At 47.8% G+C, this 18,773-nt stretch carries 16 protein-coding genes, 1 other RNA gene and 1 pseudogene; 8 read left to right on the top strand and 10 right to left on the bottom strand.

The window, feature by feature from the left end; translation table 11 throughout:
* Positions 1 to 259: 259 nt before the first annotated feature.
* Positions 260 to 1,564 (bottom strand): precorrin-6y C5,15-methyltransferase (decarboxylating) subunit CbiE, encoded by a 1,305-nt coding sequence (cbiE, locus tag QUA02_RS17475; protein WP_333029443.1) that lies wholly within the window; start codon positions 1,562 to 1,564, stop codon positions 260 to 262.
* A 204-nt stretch (positions 1,565 to 1,768) separates the two neighbouring features.
* Positions 1,769 to 2,509 (bottom strand): DUF1868 domain-containing protein, encoded by a 741-nt coding sequence (locus tag QUA02_RS17470; RefSeq protein WP_333029449.1) that lies wholly within the window; start codon positions 2,507 to 2,509, stop codon positions 1,769 to 1,771.
* Positions 2,510 to 2,685: 176 nt separating this feature from the next.
* Here QUA02_RS17470 and holA point away from each other — a divergent pair, with 176 nt between their 5' ends.
* The 5 genes from holA to QUA02_RS17445 all read left to right on the top strand — a co-directional run bounded on the left by holA (position 2,686) and on the right by QUA02_RS17445 (position 9,543).
* On the top strand, positions 2,686 to 3,666 hold the full coding sequence (holA, locus tag QUA02_RS17465; protein WP_333029441.1) for a DNA polymerase III subunit delta: 981 nt from the start codon (positions 2,686 to 2,688) through the stop codon (positions 3,664 to 3,666).
* Positions 3,667 to 3,904: 238 nt separating this feature from the next.
* Positions 3,905 to 5,005, top strand: a complete 1,101-nt coding sequence (locus tag QUA02_RS17460) for a hypothetical protein (protein WP_333029440.1) — start codon at positions 3,905 to 3,907, stop codon at positions 5,003 to 5,005.
* Between the two features lie 644 nt (positions 5,006 to 5,649).
* A complete protein-coding gene (locus QUA02_RS17455) occupies positions 5,650 to 7,392 on the top strand; it encodes an extracellular solute-binding protein (RefSeq protein ID WP_333029439.1) in 1,743 nt (580 codons plus the stop codon).
* A 220-nt stretch (positions 7,393 to 7,612) separates the two neighbouring features.
* The gene (locus QUA02_RS17450; RefSeq protein ID WP_333029438.1) at positions 7,613 to 8,332 is read left to right on the top strand and encodes a hypothetical protein; all 720 of its coding nucleotides are present in this window, start codon (positions 7,613 to 7,615) and stop codon (positions 8,330 to 8,332) included.
* A 98-nt stretch (positions 8,333 to 8,430) separates the two neighbouring features.
* Positions 8,431 to 9,543: a substrate-binding domain-containing protein gene (locus tag QUA02_RS17445; protein WP_333029437.1), complete on the top strand. Its 1,113-nt coding sequence runs from the start codon at positions 8,431 to 8,433 to the stop codon at positions 9,541 to 9,543.
* On the opposite strand, the gene QUA02_RS17440 is transcribed toward QUA02_RS17445, so the two are convergent.
* From QUA02_RS17440 to rpmI, 6 genes are all read right to left on the bottom strand, one after another.
* On the bottom strand, positions 9,515 to 11,707 hold the full coding sequence (locus tag QUA02_RS17440; protein ID WP_333029436.1) for a sensor domain-containing diguanylate cyclase: 2,193 nt from the start codon (positions 11,705 to 11,707) through the stop codon (positions 9,515 to 9,517). The genes QUA02_RS17445 and QUA02_RS17440 overlap by 29 nt on opposite strands.
* A complete protein-coding gene (locus QUA02_RS17435) occupies positions 11,704 to 12,315 on the bottom strand; it encodes a chemotaxis protein CheC (protein WP_333029435.1) in 612 nt (203 codons plus the stop codon). The genes QUA02_RS17440 and QUA02_RS17435 overlap by 4 nt, the downstream gene beginning before the upstream one ends.
* On the bottom strand, positions 12,312 to 12,689 hold the full coding sequence (locus tag QUA02_RS17430; RefSeq protein WP_333029434.1) for a response regulator: 378 nt from the start codon (positions 12,687 to 12,689) through the stop codon (positions 12,312 to 12,314). The genes QUA02_RS17435 and QUA02_RS17430 overlap by 4 nt, the downstream gene beginning before the upstream one ends.
* Before the next feature lie 234 nt (positions 12,690 to 12,923).
* On the bottom strand, positions 12,924 to 13,454 hold the full coding sequence (locus tag QUA02_RS17425) for a tetratricopeptide repeat protein (protein ID WP_333029433.1): 531 nt from the start codon (positions 13,452 to 13,454) through the stop codon (positions 12,924 to 12,926).
* Between the two features lie 270 nt (positions 13,455 to 13,724).
* Complete coding sequence (rplT, locus tag QUA02_RS17420; RefSeq protein ID WP_293148587.1) at positions 13,725 to 14,081, bottom strand: 50S ribosomal protein L20; 357 nt, start codon at positions 14,079 to 14,081, stop codon at positions 13,725 to 13,727.
* Positions 14,082 to 14,100: 19 nt separating this feature from the next.
* Positions 14,101 to 14,298: a 50S ribosomal protein L35 gene (gene rpmI, locus QUA02_RS17415; RefSeq protein ID WP_096830688.1), complete on the bottom strand. Its 198-nt coding sequence runs from the start codon at positions 14,296 to 14,298 to the stop codon at positions 14,101 to 14,103.
* Positions 14,299 to 14,560: 262 nt separating this feature from the next.
* On the opposite strand from rpmI, the pseudogene QUA02_RS17410 reads away from it, so the two are divergent.
* Both QUA02_RS17410 and QUA02_RS17405 read left to right on the top strand, forming a co-directional pair.
* Positions 14,561 to 15,136, top strand: a pseudogene (locus tag QUA02_RS17410) (DUF3578 domain-containing protein); the annotation flags it as partial.
* Positions 15,119 to 15,559, top strand: coding sequence for an HNH endonuclease (locus tag QUA02_RS17405; RefSeq protein ID WP_333029448.1), 441 nt, complete (start codon positions 15,119 to 15,121; stop codon positions 15,557 to 15,559). The pseudogene QUA02_RS17410 and the gene QUA02_RS17405, both read left to right, overlap by 18 nt.
* A gap of 75 nt (positions 15,560 to 15,634) precedes the next feature.
* On the opposite strand, the gene ssrS is transcribed toward QUA02_RS17405, so the two are convergent.
* A non-coding RNA gene (gene ssrS, locus QUA02_RS17400) (6S RNA) lies at positions 15,635 to 15,822 on the bottom strand.
* A gap of 50 nt (positions 15,823 to 15,872) precedes the next feature.
* Positions 15,873 to 17,048, bottom strand: coding sequence for a 5-(carboxyamino)imidazole ribonucleotide synthase (locus QUA02_RS17395; protein ID WP_445305182.1), 1,176 nt, complete (start codon positions 17,046 to 17,048; stop codon positions 15,873 to 15,875).
* A gap of 337 nt (positions 17,049 to 17,385) precedes the next feature.
* Between QUA02_RS17395 and purD the strand changes: the two genes are divergently transcribed.
* Positions 17,386 to 18,666 carry a phosphoribosylamine--glycine ligase gene (purD, locus tag QUA02_RS17390; RefSeq protein WP_333029431.1) on the top strand — a complete coding sequence of 427 codons (1,281 nt, stop codon included), beginning with the start codon at positions 17,386 to 17,388 and terminating at the stop codon, positions 18,664 to 18,666.
* The last annotated feature ends 107 nt before the right edge of the window (positions 18,667 to 18,773 follow it).

Raw genomic sequence — 18,773 nt, 5'->3', positions numbered from 1 at the left:
TTGCACCCTTACTACTTTTTTGGTCGGAAAACCCATACACTGTTTACTTTTCTCACTGATTCAGCAAGCCCTAATTAAAAATTAAAACCTAATACCCCAAACCCCTTTAAAATTACCTCTTCTCTTCCTCTCTTCCTCTCTTCCTCTGCGCCCTCTGCGCCCTCTGCGGTAAAAAAAGATTAGATTCAATCAAGCGAGAACTAAAACCACAGATAACACAGGCATTAATCTGCGTTAATCGGCGGTTAAAAATCAGGCATTAATTCAAGTGTCGATCGATCGTCACAATCGAAACCGGATTCAGCGCGTCAAAACGAGTGGAATTCCCCCCAGCCACAGAACGCGACAATTGCACTTGCACGATTCGGTAACTCCAGTGCGGTTCCCGGCGCACCCGATCGCCCATCCAGCTCAAAACAGTAGCAATATCCTCAAAAGCTTCCATTGCCAGCACGATCGAGCCTCCAGGAAGCAGCCGCAGCGCGCAAACGCCCAAAATTTTAGTCAACCCTCCACCGCTTGCGCCGATAAAAATCCGGTGCGGGGGGCGCAAGCGGTGCAAGATTTCCGGGGCGGTTCCGTAAATCGAGAACACATTTTGCAGCCCAAAACGGCCGCAGTTGAACTCGATCGCAGAAGTACCAGAAACCGTTTGTTCGATCGCATACACCTCAGATTGCGGGAATAAACGAGCAATTTCGATCGACACAGAACCGTTACCAGCACCCACATCCCAGACAACTTGTTCGGGCCCGAGAGCCAATTGTGCCAGCACCAACACCCGCACTTCCCGTTCAACCGTCAAGCCCGGGCGATCGCCGCAACCAATAAAAGCTGCATCAGGAATCCCCAACAAAGGCAACTTTCCCAAATCCAAAGATTCAGCCCCGATCCGCGACTCCCGCAGCATCACCACCACGCTCAGCGGTGCAAAAGACTCTCCCAGCAAAGCTTCCAGAGACTTGCGGCTTACCCGTTCGTCCGCCGCACCCAAATTTTCGCAAACCCAAAACTCGTAGCGCGTCGGCAAATCTAGAGCTTTTACCAAACTTGCCAGTGCAGCCGGAGTGTGAGTTTCGTCTACCAGCACCGCAATCTTCTCCACACCGAGCTTCAGCTTCGCCGTCAGCTCTTCAAAATAGCGTCCTTGAGAGCCTACACAATGAGCATCTTGCCAAGGGATTCTCAACCGATTAAAAGCCAACTGCACGCAACTGACATGGGGGTGAAATGTCAATTTATCTGGCGGCAGTTGGGAAATTAGTAATTTTCCCCACCCGTGGAACAGCGGGTCGCCGGCCACTAAAATTACGATCGGCCCAGCAGGGGGCTCCACCGTCCCCGCATCCGGCTCTAATTCGGCTTGGGTCGCCAAATGGCGCCGAATTTCCAGAATTGCTTGCGTAAAATCTTCCAGGGCCCAGCGCTCTCCGCAGTGCTGCGGGAAATAGCTCAAATGGCTCTCGCTCCCTATTAGCAGAGCGGCCATTTCTACAACCTGCCGCGCCGAGGAGCTCAGCCCAGCAGCTCCATCTAAACCTATACCAACAACGTGTACTGTCACTTTTTAAGCAAAAAGTAAAAAACCAGAATTACTGATTTTTCCTGGTTTTTCATAAGTTTTTTCCTTGACTTTACTGTCAAACAAAAATAATTAAAGCATTTAACCTGCAAATTTAGGACACGCGCCGATCGGCTGTATTTGGCAAAGAGCAGAATATCTTCATTTTATTCTGCTTTTTGCCGAGTAACTGGTTTTGACGATCGCTCAAAACTCAAAAACAGGCCAATCCGGTTGCCGGACGTAGCTGGTCATGTCGTCAAACTTCCGCAGTTCGGCTCGGTGCACGCGGAGTTCTTGGGGCGTGTCGAGCCATTGCTCGTTTAACTCAGACATGAGGGCGCACAAACGAGCGCGGTCAAGGTTCGGCCCGGTGTCCCCAAAATAAGCCAGAGTAATGTGTGCCGTAAAATGATATTGCTGTTCAATTCCCAAAGCAATTAAATCGGGATTTTGATATATCGATCGGCGAAACTCCAGAATTTGCTTGTAAGAGTTTTCGTCAGTCGGTGCCAAACACACACCCACAGCTCTAGTCATCAACATCAACCCCAGCACTATCCAGCGAATGGGAGGGCCGCCCGCTAAGGGTTTGCAGGCGGAAAAACCATCTTTCATGCGCTCGCGCAGTTGCCCCTCAAATTCTGGATTTTGAGCGGAGGCATCTCGAAAAGCGCTGTTCCAAATCACATCAGCCACGGTTACATGGAAGCTATCAGGAGGAAGTGCCACGATCGCACCGTCTGCGATTTCCTGCAATAGCCGTTGTTGGATCGAGTGCAAATTACTATAAAGTGCAGCATTTTCTGCATCTTCCCCCGCAGGCGGCGTAATCACCGAATAACCCGGAAAAGGTACAGGAACTCTGTGGCCGGCTTGGTCGGGCTTAAATTTAGGAGATTCCTGAATGTGTTCCACCTGGGACTTGTAGGAGTCCAGCAGAGTCATTCGCGCCACCCGATTTACGTAAGCTTGATAAGTATCATCCAATCTTGATTTCCTCGCGGTGACAAACTCCCACACCAAATTTTATATTATGCTGCGGGCCAACAACAGTCCGATTCAGGATATGTTGGACAAGCCTCGCGTGCAACTCTGATTTTTTCGGCTACTGAGCGTTATTCATGCAAATTTACCTGTTTTGGGGGGAAGACGATTTTGCGATCGCGCAAGCTGTGACAAGTTTGCGCCAAACTGTCCTCGACCCCAACTGGGCTAGTTTTAACTATGACAAAATTATTGCCGATCGAGCCGACGCTGTGGTCGAAGGGCTCGATCGAGCCTTGACGCCCCCCTTCGGTACCGGCAGCCGTTTTGTCTGGCTGGCAAATACGACTGTAACGCAGCAGTGCTCTCAAGAACTGTTGGCCCAATTGGAACGGACGCTGCCGGTGATTCCCCCTACCACCGTGCTGCTGCTGACATCCGTCAAAAAACCCGACAGCCGGCTCAAGTCTACCAAGTTACTCGTCAAGTCCGCCGCCGAAGTTCGGGAATTTTCACCGATTCCGCCTTGGAATGACAAAGAATTAGCCCAGCGGGTGCGCCAAGTCGCCGCCGAAAAGAATGTCAAATTGACTGCCACAGCGATCGAACTTTTGGCCGAATCCATTGGCAGCGATACCCGTCAGCTATACAGCGAACTCGAAAAATTGCTGCTGTTTGCCGGCAACCGCAGCCAACCTCTGAACCCCGACGAAGTGGCAGCATTGGTGCACTGTCACGCCCAGAATACCTTCCAGCTAGCCGATGCGATTCGGGAGGGCAATACCTCTGTCGCTTTGGAGTTATTGGCCGGCTTAACGGCCCGCAGCGAGCCTGGTTTGAGGATTGTGGCGGGCTTGACTGGTAAGTTTCGGATTTGGTTGTGGGTAAAGGCGATGATCCAAGCGGGCGATCGCGATGATAAAATTGCTCAAGCTCTAGACCTCGGCAATCCCAAACGAGTATACTATTTTCGCCAAGAAGTCAAGAACGCCAGCTTAGAAAAATTGCAAAAAAGTTTGCCCTTGCTCCTAGAGTTAGAAGCTTCTTTAAAGCGGGGCCGGGAAGAAATCTCAACCCTGCAAACCAAAGTTATAGAACTTTCTAGCTTGTTTCGCTAATGTCCGATCCTGGCAGCAGGAGGGGGCGGTCACTGTAAATTTTTACAACAAATTTCGAGCGCGGGTATGTGCTCTCCGGCCCGATCGCGGGCAAAAAAATCTTGAATAGATACGAGAAATACTCTCAGAATGCCACAGTAGAAGTTAATGTGGTAAATAAATATTGTCCGCCGCCGAACGCCGATCGGTTAATATTATTTGCCGGCTCTCCACCCCCCCAAAAAAAAGAGCGCTACCCATGACACAACAGAACCTGCGGGAACTGCTCAAGCAGGGCGATCCAAAAGCGATCGCATCTAGCATCAACCGTACACTCAAACCCAAAGGCATCAACGCCGATGTGACGCGGGACAACGGCTGCCTCCACATAATTCTGGAGTCAGACAAAGTACCAGATCAAATGGTATTGGTCGATTTCATCCGCACCGGCATGACGAAGCTGGGACTCGAATCAATTCACACTGTCAAGGTTTACGGGCGTCGAACAGGTGACGGCTCGGCTGCGTGGGAAGATGAAATAGATCTGATGCCCGCGGAGCCAATGCTTTACGCCTCGGATAGTCGAATGCCCGACGACTCTGTAGGTTTAGAGGATGTCGAACCCGAAGGCCAAGACTATTATCAAGAGGGAGAATTCGATCGAGATGACGACGATGAGGAAGACGAAGACGAAGACGAGGATGAAGCCCCGCCTCCGAAAAAAAAATTCCCCAAATGGGTAATACCTGTGGGTATCTTAGTGCCTCTGGGGGCGATCGCAGGGCTTTTCCTTACGGGAAATTTCCCCTTCGGCGGCGGCTCGAACCCAGAACCGAGCGCCCCCAAAGCTGCTTCCCCCTCCCCCAAAGCCTCATCGGGCGCGCCTAAAGTCGCCGCATCCTCTCCAGGCGCATCTGGGGGGGGTCCACAGGCAGCCTCTCCTGCACCAAAAGCCGCTCCCAATACTGCTGCGGCATCGGCAAGCCCAGCTCCGGCGGGCAAATCTCCCGCACCCAAGGCAGCCTCTCCTGCACCCAAAGCTGCACCAGCCTCTCCCTCACCCCAAGCTGCACCAGTATCTCCCGCGCCCAAGGCAGCCTCTCCTGCACCAAAAGCCGCTGCGGCTAAGCCTGACTCTTGGAGGGAAGCCGTTAACCAAGCTCAGAAGGCAGCAATTTCGGCCCAGACGGCTCAGTCTCAAAATGAGTGGATCGCAGTAGCAAGCGAGTGGCAGAAAGCGGTTGGGCTCATGAGAGCCGTGCCGTCAACTAGCCCGAACCATCAAAAGGCTCAGCAAAAAGCGGCAGAGTATCAGGCTAATCTGATTGTTGCCAACCGCAGGGCGGCGGCAGCGCCTTAAGAGTTTTGAGTTTTGAGTTGAATACTCGATTTGCTAAAAGTCAAAAGTTAAAAGTTTCAGTAAAAACAAGGTTTTTTACTGAAACTTTTCTTACTTTTGACTTTTTTTCATTTTATAGCCGAAGGAAGTTCGGCAACGAGCAATGTACGGGATGTAACGGATGTCAGAAATAAGGAATAAGCTGTCGCGCATTTAAATTGCATAGTCGAGGCGGGCGGGACACCCCACAATAGTTTGATTGTTTTTTGACATACAATTTAAATGCTGAACAGCTTAAGAAATAAGGAATAAGAAAAACATGACTTACGCATAACCGACCTATGTAGGGTGCTTGTGGCGCACCTTACCACTATGAGTAGCGTTAAACCACTTTTTGCGTAAGTCCTGAAAGATTAATTCAGGAGTCTGAAAGATTAATTCTCAATCCCCAATCCCCAATGCCCAATCCCCAAAATATGACTTTTATGACTTAAAATTGTGACTTTTATGAACTTAATTTATGAATTTATGAATTGACTTAAACAGCCACCTATTGAATGATGTTAGGTAAGGATATCCGCAGCCAGTGTCCGAACCAATTTGTCATACTAAAGCTAGATTGATAAGTCCTGTAAATATTCGCTCGTCCAATACCGGGTAATTGTATGAATCGCCAAAATACTCTATTCATTCAACGCCTCAGCGCCGCCCTGACAGTATTATTTTTTCTCGGTGCTTGCGGCCCAGAGGTTTCTACAAACGACACCGCTAAAACTTCAACCACTCAGGATAACTTTCAAGGATTGACCATTAAACTGCTAGTTGGTAGCGCCTTGGGAGACTTCTGCGAACAAGCAGCCCAAAAACTCAATCAACAACAACCCAAACTCGACAGCGGCACTGCTTACCGAATGAAATGCTCGGAAAAAGGCAGCGGGGACGTAGTAACCACAGTTCTTTCCCTAGCCCAACAGCTCAAATCGGGAACTTTGCCCGCCGATTCTCCCGAATTTCCGACTATAGTTTCCGTGGATGGCGAAATTTATCAAGCTCAGTTGATTTACCAAATGAATCAACTATTCCCAGGGCAAAAATATATTCCAGAAATCATCGATGCTCCCCTATTGGCAAATAGCCCGATGGTGTTTATGGCACCGGCAGATATTGCTAAAGGATTGAAAAATGTTGACGATTTATTTAAGGCCCTAGTAACTGCAAAAACTCACCGAGATTTAGACAAATCTGGTCCGCCAACTGCCATTCACTACGTCCACACGGCTCCAACTCGCTCTAATTCTGGTTTGCAGACTTTGACTGCTCAATTTGCCGAAGTTTCTGGCAAAAGGCCCGAACAGTTAACAGTAGCCGATGTCAGCACTTATCAAGCTCAGGTGCAAAAAATTCAAACGAAAATTACCCGCTACGGCGTTTCGACAAGTTCTTTGGCGAAGGCGATGGCGCAAAATGGGCCGTTTTGGGCATCCATAGGATCGGTTTATGAATCTTCCGTGATTGCGGTCAATTCGGGTCTACAACCCGGTCAAACTCGATTTGAGGCGGTTTATCCCAAATCAACGTTTACCTCGAATATGAGGGCTATTTTGCCGAATGCGCCTTGGGTGAGTGCCGAGGAAAAGGCGGCGGGAGAGAAGGTAATTCAGTATTTGCGATCGCCCGAAATTCAGCAATTAGCCACTAATCTAGGATTACGGCCCGGAATACCCGGAGTTGCTTTGGGCCCGAAGTTTACCGCTGAGTTTGGGGTGAATCCAAAAGCCAGTTACGATTCCTATCGTCCTCCTAAACCCGAAGTTGTCGAGGCGATGCTGAAGTCTTGGCAAGAATTTGCTAAAAAACCTTCTTTGGTAGTAGTTGTTGTTGATTCATCAGGTTCGATGCAGGGGCAGAAAATAACTGCTGTTCAGAATACTTTGCAGACTTATATTAACAGTTTGGGTTCAAAAGACAAACTAGCACTAATTGATTTTGACAGTCAAATTCGTCCGCCTGTACTTATAGATGGGAGCAAACAGGGGCGGGATAAAGGTTTAGAATTTGTCAGCAGCCTCAAAGCAGACGGAGGTACTAACCTTTACGATGCAACGCTTTTCGCCCGCAACTGGCTGCAAAAGAATTTGCGCCAAGATGCAATTAATGCTGTTTTGATTTTGACAGACGGGGAAGATTCTGGTTCTACTATTAAGCTGGAACAACTTTCGGAAGAATTGAAAAAAAGCGGTTTTTCTAGCGACCAGCGAATTGGATTTTTTACCGTCGGCTACGGTAAAGAAGGTGAATTTAATCCTCAAGCTTTGGAGCAAATAGCTAAATTAAATGGAGGTTACTATAAAAAAGGAGACCCGGAAACTATTTCTAAGTTGATGACTGATTTGCAGGTGGAATTTTAAGCAGAAGAAGGTTCGTTCATCAGTTGACAGTTGACAGTTGACAGTTGACAGTTGACAGCTACCTCTTCCATCGATAGAAGAGGATTAGAGCAATGAATCATTTTGTTTGATTTCTCCCGTTTAGGGGAGGCTTTAGACCCAAATTTTTCGATAAAAATTAAATAAAATTCATTGTTTCCGAAGTTTAAAATGTTCTCATCACCCAGAAGGTTGCTGTATTATGAAATTAGCAAATCCATTGTATTACCATGTAGCCGTATTGTCTGGCGGAGTTGTCTTATTCGCTGGCGTGCGTTTTTTTAACTTGCCTAGCGCCTTAATGTTGCCGGTTTCAGCGACTGTTGCGGTGGCGGGCGCGGCTACCTTGAAGTCTCGCGAACCTGAACTTTTGAATTTGAATAATCCAGGGTTGGAGAGAGAATTGCAGTCTGTACGCCAGCAGGCTAGAGTGTTAGCAGATAAGGCTATTTCTTTGCAAGTGGAAGCTGGAAAACTTTTGATTGATTCTTTGGATATGGAATTGTTGGTGGCGGTTCAATATAGTTGCGATCGCGCGGCAGAACTTCCTGTTAAAATCGATCGTATGGTGCGGCGTTTGCAGGGAGATGATTCTTTGCTTTCTCCTCAAGAATTGCAGCGACAATTAGATGAAGTTCAAGCTAAAATTTCCAGCAGCAGGGGTGTGGCTAAGGAACAGTTAATGGAACTGTCTAAAAGTCTGTCCCGCAATATTCAACTGGCGCGCCAGGGAGAGGATGCTAGACAAGCGCAAACAATCAGTCTTTCGACTGTAATTCAAGATTCGGCGGGTGTGTTGCAGCAGTTGCAAAATAAGTTAAGAACTGCTGATTTAACTAATTCTGAACAAACTACAGAATTGCGCGAATTGAGTGATAGTCTCCGCAGTTTTCAAGAAAGTGCCGATTTATTGGTTTCTTAAGTCATCAATTATTAGTTAACTGTTAACTGTTAACTGTTCACTGTTAACAATGCCCGATGCCCGATGCCCGATGCCCGATGCCCAATTACCAATTAACCATGAACGCAACAAAAAAACGCAACTCTTTGTTAACTTCCCTCGGTATAATCTTAGCTTCCCTAGGTTTGACTTACGCCCCTCTACCAGGTTTTAAAAACAAAATTGTGATTGTCAGCGGTACGGAATTGCAAGAAATAATGCCGGAACTCGTAGCTAAGTTTAAACAAGAAAATTCCGCGATTGATTTAGAGCTGAAATTTCAAGGTTCTCAAGAAATGGCTGACAAGTTTCTTGATAATAAAAATGATTTTAAACCAACTGTGCTGATTCCTGCTAATGGTGAAATTGTTAAAGAATTGAGCAGTCGCTGGCGGACACAAAATAATAACAGTGAACCTTTTTACGATGTGCCTAAACCTGTAGCTAAAACTATTTTAGTGGGTATTGCTTGGCCGGAACGCGGCAAAGTTCTTTTCCCCAATGGTCGTTTTGAGTGGTCGAGGATAGAGCAAGCTATGCTAGCAGGAAGTTGGGAGAAGATTAGAGGACCAAAAAGTTGGGGTAGCTTTGATTTTGTGATGACCGATCCGACTCGTTCTAATAGCGGTCAATTAACATTGAGTTTGTGGGCTGAGTCGAAACAAGGTGGCAATCTCAATTCAACCAATTTAAATAGTCAATCTGTGATATCTTTGTTTAGTCTAGCCAAGCGTTCTGTCAATCAACCTCCGCGTTCTACGGATATTTTGCTGCAAGAATTCATTGCTAGGGGGTCTAACGATGCTGACGCAGCTACAGTTTACGAAAGTATTGCGCTGCATCGGTGGAAACAGTCAAACACCACTCAAGGAAAACCCTATCAAGTTTATTACTTAAATCCGACGATCGAGACAGTTTCAACTGCTGCTATTGTTCGTCGTGATGTTGATGGATCGAAGGCCCAAGCAGCGCGAAAGTTTTTGAATTTTCTGACGGAAAAACCGCAGCAAGAAATATTTGTCAAGTATGGCTTTAGACCAATTATCAATAGCCTTGATTTGAAATCTGTCCCCGAAAGTCCTTGGAGTCAAAATATCCCTGGGGCAGAGGTAAATCCGGCAGGAGGGCTTGAAGTAACTCCTGATTCAAAAATACTTGAAGAAGTCAAGCGCTTGTGGGAGAGGGCCAGTTAGTGTTGGAGCGGGAAAAATCTACGGGGCGGGGTGGCTGCGATCCGTTTGCCTTCCCTGATGCCGGATCGGGTTGGTAAACTTGGATTCGATCGCGCCCAAGTCGTTTAGCTTGATACAGCGCTTGGTCGGCTGCTGCAATCAGAATTTCGGAGCCAGATTCAGATGCAGGAACAATACTCGCTACGCCGAAACTTACAGTGACGTACTGGCTCACCTGAGAAACAGCGTGAGGAAGCTGCAAAGCTGCGATTTTGATCTGTATGTGTTCCGCTACCAGCACGGCCCCTTGCATCGCGGTATTCGGTAAAATCACGGCAAATTCTTCGCCTCCGTACCGAGCTACTAAATCGCCGGGGCGATCGACTGCATTGCCAATCGCCCCGGCGACTTGCCGCAAACATTCGTCTCCCCCTGGATGCCCGTAGGTATCGTTGTAACTTTTAAAAGAATCAATATCGCACAGAATCAGGGACAGAGGCGTTTGTTCCCGCGCTTGTCTGCACCACTCCATTTCTAAATACTGATCGAACCGGCGGCGGTTTGCTAGCTGCGTGAGTTCGTCTAAAGTTGCCAAGCGCTCTAACTTGAGGTTGGCTGCTTGCAACTGCTGGTAGAGTTCTGCTTGCTTGATGGCGATCGCCAACTGTGTTGCCAAAGAAGACAGCAACTGTACTTCCAACTGCATCCACTGCCGCGGACTGCACTGGTGGGCCATCAGCAGCCCCCACAACTGGTCTCCTTGCACTAGCGGTACCACCAAATAAGCTCTCACCTCAAATTGTGCGAGCAAGTCTATTTGATATTGTGGCAAATCGGCGGCCGAGACATCGGCGATCGGTCGGATCGCCCGATGTTGGTAAGCTTCGAGATAGAACTCGTCAAAACAGAAATTTTCCAGGGTTTCTCCCAGCATCGGCCGGCAGTTGGGAGCTACAGATTCCACCGTCACCGCCCCCGTCGCGTGTGCAGCGCAGAGACAGCCCTTACAGAAGTTGAAGCGGACGATCATCACTCGATCGGCCTGAAGAAACTGTCGCACTTCCGTGACAGTCGTGCTGAGCACTTCGCCTAAATCCAGAGACTGACGGATGTGCTGAGTAATCGTCGCCATTAACAGTTCCCGTTCGTTCTGCTGCCACAGAGCCTCTTGTGCCCGCTTGTACTCTGTAATATCTTGAGCAGTACCAAAAATTTGTTTGGGCACGCCAGAGGGCGTGCGGGCAAAAACTTGGTCGCGGAAGCGAAACCAGCGCCATTGGCCCGATCGGTGTTTCAGTCGGTACTCCACCTCCAAAATGCTGCCGTCCTCGGCCAATGGAAATTTTTGCAGGTGCGCTCGCACCCTCTCCAAATCATCTGGGTACACCAAACTGGAAAACAAAGCCATTTTCATCTGTAAAATTTCTTGGGGAGTGTAGCCCAGCAGCTTAGAAGCTTGACCGTTGACGTAGACGTTGCGCTGTTCGGTCAAGTCGTAGATATATAGCAAATAAGGCGCAGCGTCAGCAATCTGCTGGATGAAATGCTGGCTCGATCGCAATTCCTCCTCTACCCGCTGGCGCACTTTCACTTCCTCTAAAGCTTGATCCCGCAGTGTCCGGTAAGCTTGGATGCGGTGCGTGAGGTCGGTCACGTCCTGAATCACCAGCAGCGCGTAGAACGATGGGCAATTGACCCCCGGCCATATTGATGACGAAACGGAGGGTCGAGATTCCCTAGATAAAAAAGCACTTGTTGGTTCTGGGACTCCGACAGTACCGTCTGGTTCCAACTCAAGAGTCTGGAGAACCCAGTCTCTAATCTCCTGTTCTGCAACGCCAGCCTCCAGGGCCGGCACAGCAGTCACATTAGTTTGCTGAATTCGCTGCTGGCCGTCTTGGCAAGTTGCCGGAATCAGGTGCTTGTGAATTTGAGAAGAAAAAATGGTTGGCGGGCCTCCTGCAAAAATTTGCTTGAAGCGAGTTGCATACTTTAACTGACTCAGGTGAGGAAAATGGGTTGTGATCTTTGTTCCCAATATTTGGCTGCGGGGAATTTTTGTCCACTCTTCGAGACAAGTGTTCCAAAACAGCACCACAAAATCATCTCGCAGCAAGCAGGCGCCGACTGGTACGCTGTCGAGAACTCCAAACTTTTGTTCAATAGTTTTGCTCTCCTCGATCATAGACCCCCGGCAAGTTGATTGATAGCAGCCAACAAGGTGTCAAAGGAACTGACATTGAAAATGAGGATGATATCTCCTTCAATGTGAAGCCTTTCAATAATGAAACGGGTCTGGGCTAATAAAACAACTGTATCAGTAGCTAAACCGCCAGATGTCAGCAAAGTAGCGATCGTCCCTTCCATGTAATTGGGAATTGAGTAGTTCAGGCGCTGCTGAAGTACGTTGCTGATTGCACCCATAACCCCGTTGATTACAATATTCCCCACTTCACTCAGCGTACCAATTTTGACTGAATCCAGGTCGTGAGATCCGATTTCTTCCCCAGTCAGCATCGTCACCAGCAGCGCTGCGCTATTGGTGGGAAAGACTAGCTGAGCAATGCCTGCAAAGGAACCTGTGAATTTGAGCTGGACGGCGGCGATTTGCTCGCCGTTGAGGTGGCTCTGTAACTCTTCTTGCACATCGGTGGGAGAGAGGATTTGGAGGTAGGGGATTTGCAAGCGAATGGGGGAGTCGATCATGTCGTTCAAGACCCCTGCCGCTTGACCGATCCCAATGTTGACGAGTTCCTGCAAAGCATCGAGCTGTCGAGCGGTCAATAATATCATGGGGCGCTCTCCTCGCTCGCACTGAGAGCTTTTTTAATCCATCCTATCAGTTCGTCTGAGTTGGGCATTTTGTGAATGACTGCTAGGGCTCCGAGTTCCATGCACTCTTCGTAAGTGGTGGATTGGATGTCTGCGGTAATGACGATTACAGGAACTTTAATCCCTCGATCGCGCATGGCTTGCAGGACTTCCCGACCTTCCATTTCCGGCATCAGCAGATCTAAGAGCATACAGTTTGGGGTTTTAGTTCCCAGCAGTTCTAGAGCTTCCGGGCCGCTCGATGCTTCCCAACTCTCGTATCCTTCTGCTCGCAGGATTTTGCAGATTACCCTGCGAGTCAACCACGAATCTTCGACAACGAGAATTGATGTCACTACGTTCTCCTCCTTTAATTGTTTAGGACTGACCGACGTTGCAGGTGCTTTTATCTTGACAGTAGTTTAAACGGCTGGGATGGTGTGCGATCGAGCCTGACTCGGAATTCCTGTTCTTAAAAACTAACGCATTAAGGCGATCGATAGTTTAGTATCTTTGACTGTGGGAAGAAAAAACCTGGTTTCTGAATGAAACCAGGTTGGCGGGCTCTGTATTGCTTGTAACACAGGTGCTCAATTATAGATTACCAAACGCTTCCGCAGGGACTCTACTCGCTGTTTGGCAGTGGCATTGTCTGGATCGCAGGCGAGAGCTTGTTCGTACATTTCTAAGGCTTGAGCTGTTAATTTCTTGCGCTCGTAGGCGTGACCCAGATTGTTTAGAGATGTCACGTATTCGGGCTGCAACTTCAGGGCTTCTTTGTACTGCCGGATCGCGATGTCGTACTGTTCTTGGCCGAAGTGTGCAAAACCGAGGGCGTTGTAAATAACGGCTTGATTTTCTTCGCCTTCTAAGTCTTTGGCTTTCAAGGCTTTTTGAAACAGTACGATCGCCTGGGAGTAAAGCTTCTTATCTACATAGATACTTCCTAATTCGTAGTATTCCTGTGCTGTTCCTTTTTCTATCGTCAGCTTATTTTCTAAGCGTTCGAGAGACATTTCCAGCTTCCGAGTTTTGAGAATCTGGCGCACAATAAACCAGGAAGTGCTGCCGAGTATAGCGAGCAGCACTGACAAGTAAACAATCAGCAAATTACTATCCATGTTTTTTAAAATTAGGTAGGTCTGTGGAAGGTTTTATTTATTTTAATGCGCTAGCAATCTCAGAGATTTGCCTCTGCAATTGTCTAAAAAACACGTCCAGGGCGATCGACCGATTCGATCGCGATTTCTGAAAAAGCAAGAATCCAGAAGTAAGAACAAAGAAGGAAAATTGGTCTCAACCTCCTAGATTTATCAGGAGTTTTCCTTCTCTGGCAGATTGTTAAATCTTTCTTACTTCTGCTTTCTGCATTCATTAAACCGATCGAGCTTTCACGAGCCTGCTCGATTAGCCATTTCCACGACTTTACCGAATGTTGCCGGGTCAATTATCGCCATTTGTGCCAGCATTTTGCGGTTGATTTCGATGTTGGCTTTCTTCATGTTGCCGATCAGTCTGCTGTAGCTCGTGCCGTGCTGGCGCGATGCAGCATTGATCCGAGCAATCCACAGGCGGCGGAAATCGCGTTTGCGTTTTTTGCGATCGCGATAACCGTTACGCAGGGCCTGCATCACCCGCTGGTTAGCGGTGCGGAACTGTTTGGACTGTGCGCCTCGGAATCCCTTGGCTAATTTGAGAATTTTTTTGCGGCGCGCTCTGGCGACATTACCGCGTTTTACCCGTGTCATCTTTAATTTCCGTTAAACTTTACAAGTATGGAAGCATTAACCGCACGTTAGCGTCGTTGGTCTCATCGATGACGACCAATTTAGATAAGCGGCTTTTGCGGGCTGAACTTTTGTGGGACAGCAAGTGGCTTTTGTAAGCTTTGCGGCGCACAATTTTACCTGTGCCGGTCGCTCTAAAGCGCTTTGCGGCTGCTTTGCGAGTTTTGAGTTTTGGCATGGACTGGTGTTATTTGGACACAAGCTTCAACGGTATCACGTTTGTGGTAGTTTCTGCAAGGAAGATTTGGGGCGATATGTCAGGATGGGCGATCGGCTAATCTTGCAGTTGTTGGTGGCAGTTGACACCTGGCAAACGAATGTGAGACCGCAGTGGCGGTATAGTTAAGGGTTATACCCCTGGGTTATCCGCAGGGTTAATATTTGAAAGCTGCTGATGAGGCACCATAATTAAATTGAAGATGCAACATTAATTATTGGTTATGGCGCTTAGAGAATCCCTTGAAAAAATCATGTTTGAATATCCATTGGTCAGTAACGACAACTTCAAGGGACATTCATTTGCTAGTTATGTCAGAAACGTAGTGCCGAAATCAATAAGTGCTTCGTTAGAATTACCAGAAATATATAGCGTAAAAGCTTCAGCAGGTAATGGCTCTTGGGCTAAAGTTCCTTGGATAGCAATATTTAACAAGCTTGTGACTGAGAGTGTCATGTCGGGGTTTTACTGTGTTTATTTATTTCGCGCTGACTTCTCGGGCGTTTATCTTTCTCTCAATCAAGGAATAGCAGATAAATGAGATCAGTTCGGACTTGGGGTGTCGAGAGAAATTTTAAGGGGTCAAGCAAAACTATTTAAAGATAAGCTTGGTTCTGACAAGCTCAGGGAATTTTCAGCTCCTCTCGATCTTAAGCTTGATTCGATTCCAAAGGCAACTACTTCTAGAAGGCTTGGACTTGCGTATGAAGCAGGAAACATAGCATCGAAGTTTTATTCAAGGGAATCACTTCCTGACGACAAGGAGTTGGTAGGCGATGTTATGAAAATGCTTGAAATTTACTTCTCCCTGTTTGAGGAGGTTTCTTTGAAGGAGGAGGCAGATTCGGATTTGTTCCAGGAGGTTTCGTTGAAGAAGGAGGCTAAGAACAATGAAGCAGAAAGAGAATGGTTTGAAGATCCGACAAAATATAGACTTCATCGAGTAACCGAACGAAATCAGACGTTATCTAGAAAAGTTAAGGAGTTGCAAGGATATGAGTGCAAAGCTTGCGGTTTTGATTTTGAGTCTCGATACGGAGAAATAGGCAGAGGATACATAGAAGCTCATCATAATGTTCCAATTTCCAAATTGAGCGCGGCAAAGATTCAACTAGATCCGCTTAATGATTTTACTGTGCTATGCTCAAATTGCCATAGTATGATTCATCGAATTAAACCAACGCCAACCGTAGAGGAGTTTAGGCAAAACTTGAAGATGTAGTATGAGTAAAGGCGTTTATATCAAAAAAAATAGGCTAGCCGTATTTCACAGCGCCTATCTCAATCGAAATTATAATGGCTCCCCGCAACGCCGTCTTACCTCAGCTTTTGACCTGGTATTTTACCAGGTGGGTACCGTTGGCTCGGACTTAAAGTTTCTGGGTACAAGCCCAGTTTACTGCTGTCCAAACATCTTGATTCCCGAGAGTTAAGAGTTATAGATCAAAAAAACATTATTGGCAGTCACCAACGTCGCAGTAGAACCTTTATTTAATATACAACAACTAACTAGATTTTGGCAAGCTTCGATCGATCTAATTTGCATTCCAGATAGATTCAATGGTTTGAGCGATCGCCTGTGCACGGGCGATCCGCCCCTGAGCCACCGCTTCCTCACCCAGCAAAACAGTAACATGACCCAGTTTACGGCCGGGACGCGATACTTTCTTACCATACCAATGCACAAAAGCGCCGCTAATTTGTGCCAGTTGTTTCCGTTTTTCTAAATAATCGGACTCAGCCGATTCGTAGCCGAGCAAATTTACCATGACAGCACCAGCAGAGTTCAAATCGCAATTGCCTAAAGGCAGTTGACAAACTGCGCGCAAATGCTGTTCAAATTGTGAAGTTTCGCAGGCATCGATTGTAAAATGTCCCGAGTTGTGAGTGCGGGGCGCAATTTCATTGACTAACAGTTTATTGTCGGCGGTTAAAAATAATTCAATGCCGAATACGCCGACAGATTCTAAGCTGTTGAGGAGAGTGCGGACGATCGCACAAGCTTCGGCTTTCACCTCTAAACTAATCTGGGCAGGTGCGATCGCCAACCGACAAACCTGATTTTCCTGTTGAGTTTCGACGATCGGATAAATCGCAATTTCGCCCGATGCCGATCGAGCCGCGATCGCAGCCAACTCGCGATCGAACGGCACAAACTCTTCCACCAGCAAAGATTGACCTTTGAGATCCGCGCGAATTGACTCAAAACTCTCCCGATCCTTGACAATAAAAGTACCTTGGCCGTCATAACCGTGGCGGCGAACTTTGACGACAAACGGAAAATCGAGGTGCAAATCCTGGCTGCAATCCCACGCCCAAAACCTCGGAGTTGGCAAACCCAAACCTTGTAAATAACAGCGCTGCACGTACTTATCCAACAAAGGAGAAAGCGACGACAAACTCGGCTGAAATAACACACCTTGCTGTTCTAGCGATCGCAAACCATCCAAATCCACAAACTCATTTTCAAACGTAATAACATCGCAGTCATCCGCCAACTGAGCCGTAGCCGAAACATCATCAACAGCCGCCAAAACAGCACCATCCGCAACCGAAACTGCCGGGTCAGCAGCATCAGGAGTTTGCACTACCAATTCAATCCCCAGCGCCTTAGCAGCATCCCCCATCATCGCAGCTAGCTGGCCGCCGCCGACAACGCCCACCCGCTTAAATTTTGCAGAGGAACTCGCAGCGGTTTGATTTGATTTCATGTGAGTAAAATTCATTGTGTCAACCTGCCTATTTTATCGCTATTTGTACCCGGATGAATTACAATAATTGAACAGTTAAAAGCCAGAAAATAGTTTTAATTGCCTGATTAAATCGAGGCAAAATTTAGAAAAATTGGGCGGCGAAAGTCTTTAATTATTGCACGAGCTCAGCCGCCCTGAAACAGCGATCGAGCCGCAGCCAAAGAGAAAAGTGCCATATCTAGCAATTCCGTAGCGCCAAGCATGGCATAATTGACAGCACTGCAAAAAGCAGATAGACAGGTACAAACACTGAAAATCAGACATTCAGGGAACAAAAGTTATAGGTGAGGATGCTGTGAAAGTTTTGGTTGTGGGGAACGGAGGTCGCGAACACGCGATCGCAAAAAAACTGCTAGAATCTACGCGGATTAAACAAGTATTCTGCGTACCGGGCAACGGCGGCACAGCTACCACCAAAGGCTGTCAAAATCTGTCGCTCAACATCGACGACTTCCAAGGCATCGAACGCTTTGTGATGGTCAACAACATCGGACTCGTCATCGTCGGCCCCGAACTGCCCCTATCCCTAGGCATCGTTGACTACTTCCAACAGAAAAAACTGATGATTTTCGGCCCCACCAAAGCCGGCGCCCAAATTGAATCGAGCAAATCCTGGGCCAAAGAATTGATGCTCGAAGCAGGCATCCCAACACCCAAAGCTGCCGTATTTACAAACGCAGAAGCAGCCAAAGCATACGTTGTGGAACAAGGAATCCCCATAGTCATCAAAGCAGACGGACTCGCATCAGGCAAAGGAGTCACCGTTGCCACCACCGTCAAAATGGCTCACAGCGCCATCAATACTATTTTCCGAGGCGAATTCGGCACTGACAACATCCGAGTTGTCGTCGAAGAATTCTTGACAGGTCAAGAAGTCTCGATTCTCGCCCTCACCGACGGCATTACAGTAGAACCGCTGCTGCCGGCCCAAGACCACAAGGCGATCGGCGAAGGCGACAAGGGAGCCAACACCGGCGGTATGGGAGCCTACGCCCCAGCGCCAATTGTCACCCCGGAACTCATGGAAAGGATTCAAGCAGAAATTCTCGAACCCACCCTCGCAGCGCTGCAAAAACATAAGATCGATTACCGGGGCGTCCTCTACGCAGGTTTAATGATTACGCCAGAAGGAGACCCCACAGTCTTAGAATTCAACTGCCGCTTTGGAGACCCCGAAACTCAAGCGGTTTTGTCGCTGCTGGAAACTCCTCTGGAAGATTTGCTGCTGGCCTGCTGTCAGCAGCGTCTCGGTGAATATTCCAACATTCGCTGGAAGTCTGGTGCTTCTGTTTGCGTAGTTTTAGCTTCTGGGGGCTATCCTGGAAGTTACCAAAAAGGCAAAGTTATTACAGGCATCGAGGAAGCTGAAGCCAAAGGGGCAGAGGTGTTTCACGCTGGGACTCAGTTGAAGCAGCAGTTAGTCACCGATGGCGGCCGAGTTTTGGGCGTGACTGCGGCGGGAGAAACTTTGGAACAAGCTATCTCCAAAGCTTATGCAGCAGTAGATTGTATCCAATTTGAAGGAGTCTACTGCCGCCGGGACATCGGCCGTCGAGCACTGACAGACAAAAATTAGGAATTGCGAAATCGCCCGCCATCCGAAAGCCAAGCAATCTTCATGTAGAAGTGTAACAATGAAGTTTGGCATCTCTGCCGCGGCAGTACACAAGTCGCAGTAAAAAA

Origin of the sequence: Microcoleus pseudofavosus SVA1_A4, from assembly GCF_036700565.1 — a bacterium.
Taxonomy (GTDB): domain Bacteria; phylum Cyanobacteriota; class Cyanobacteriia; order Cyanobacteriales; family Microcoleaceae; genus Microcoleus.
Note: the sequence above shows the minus strand (reverse complement) of the source record. Positions and strands in the feature narration are given on the sequence as shown.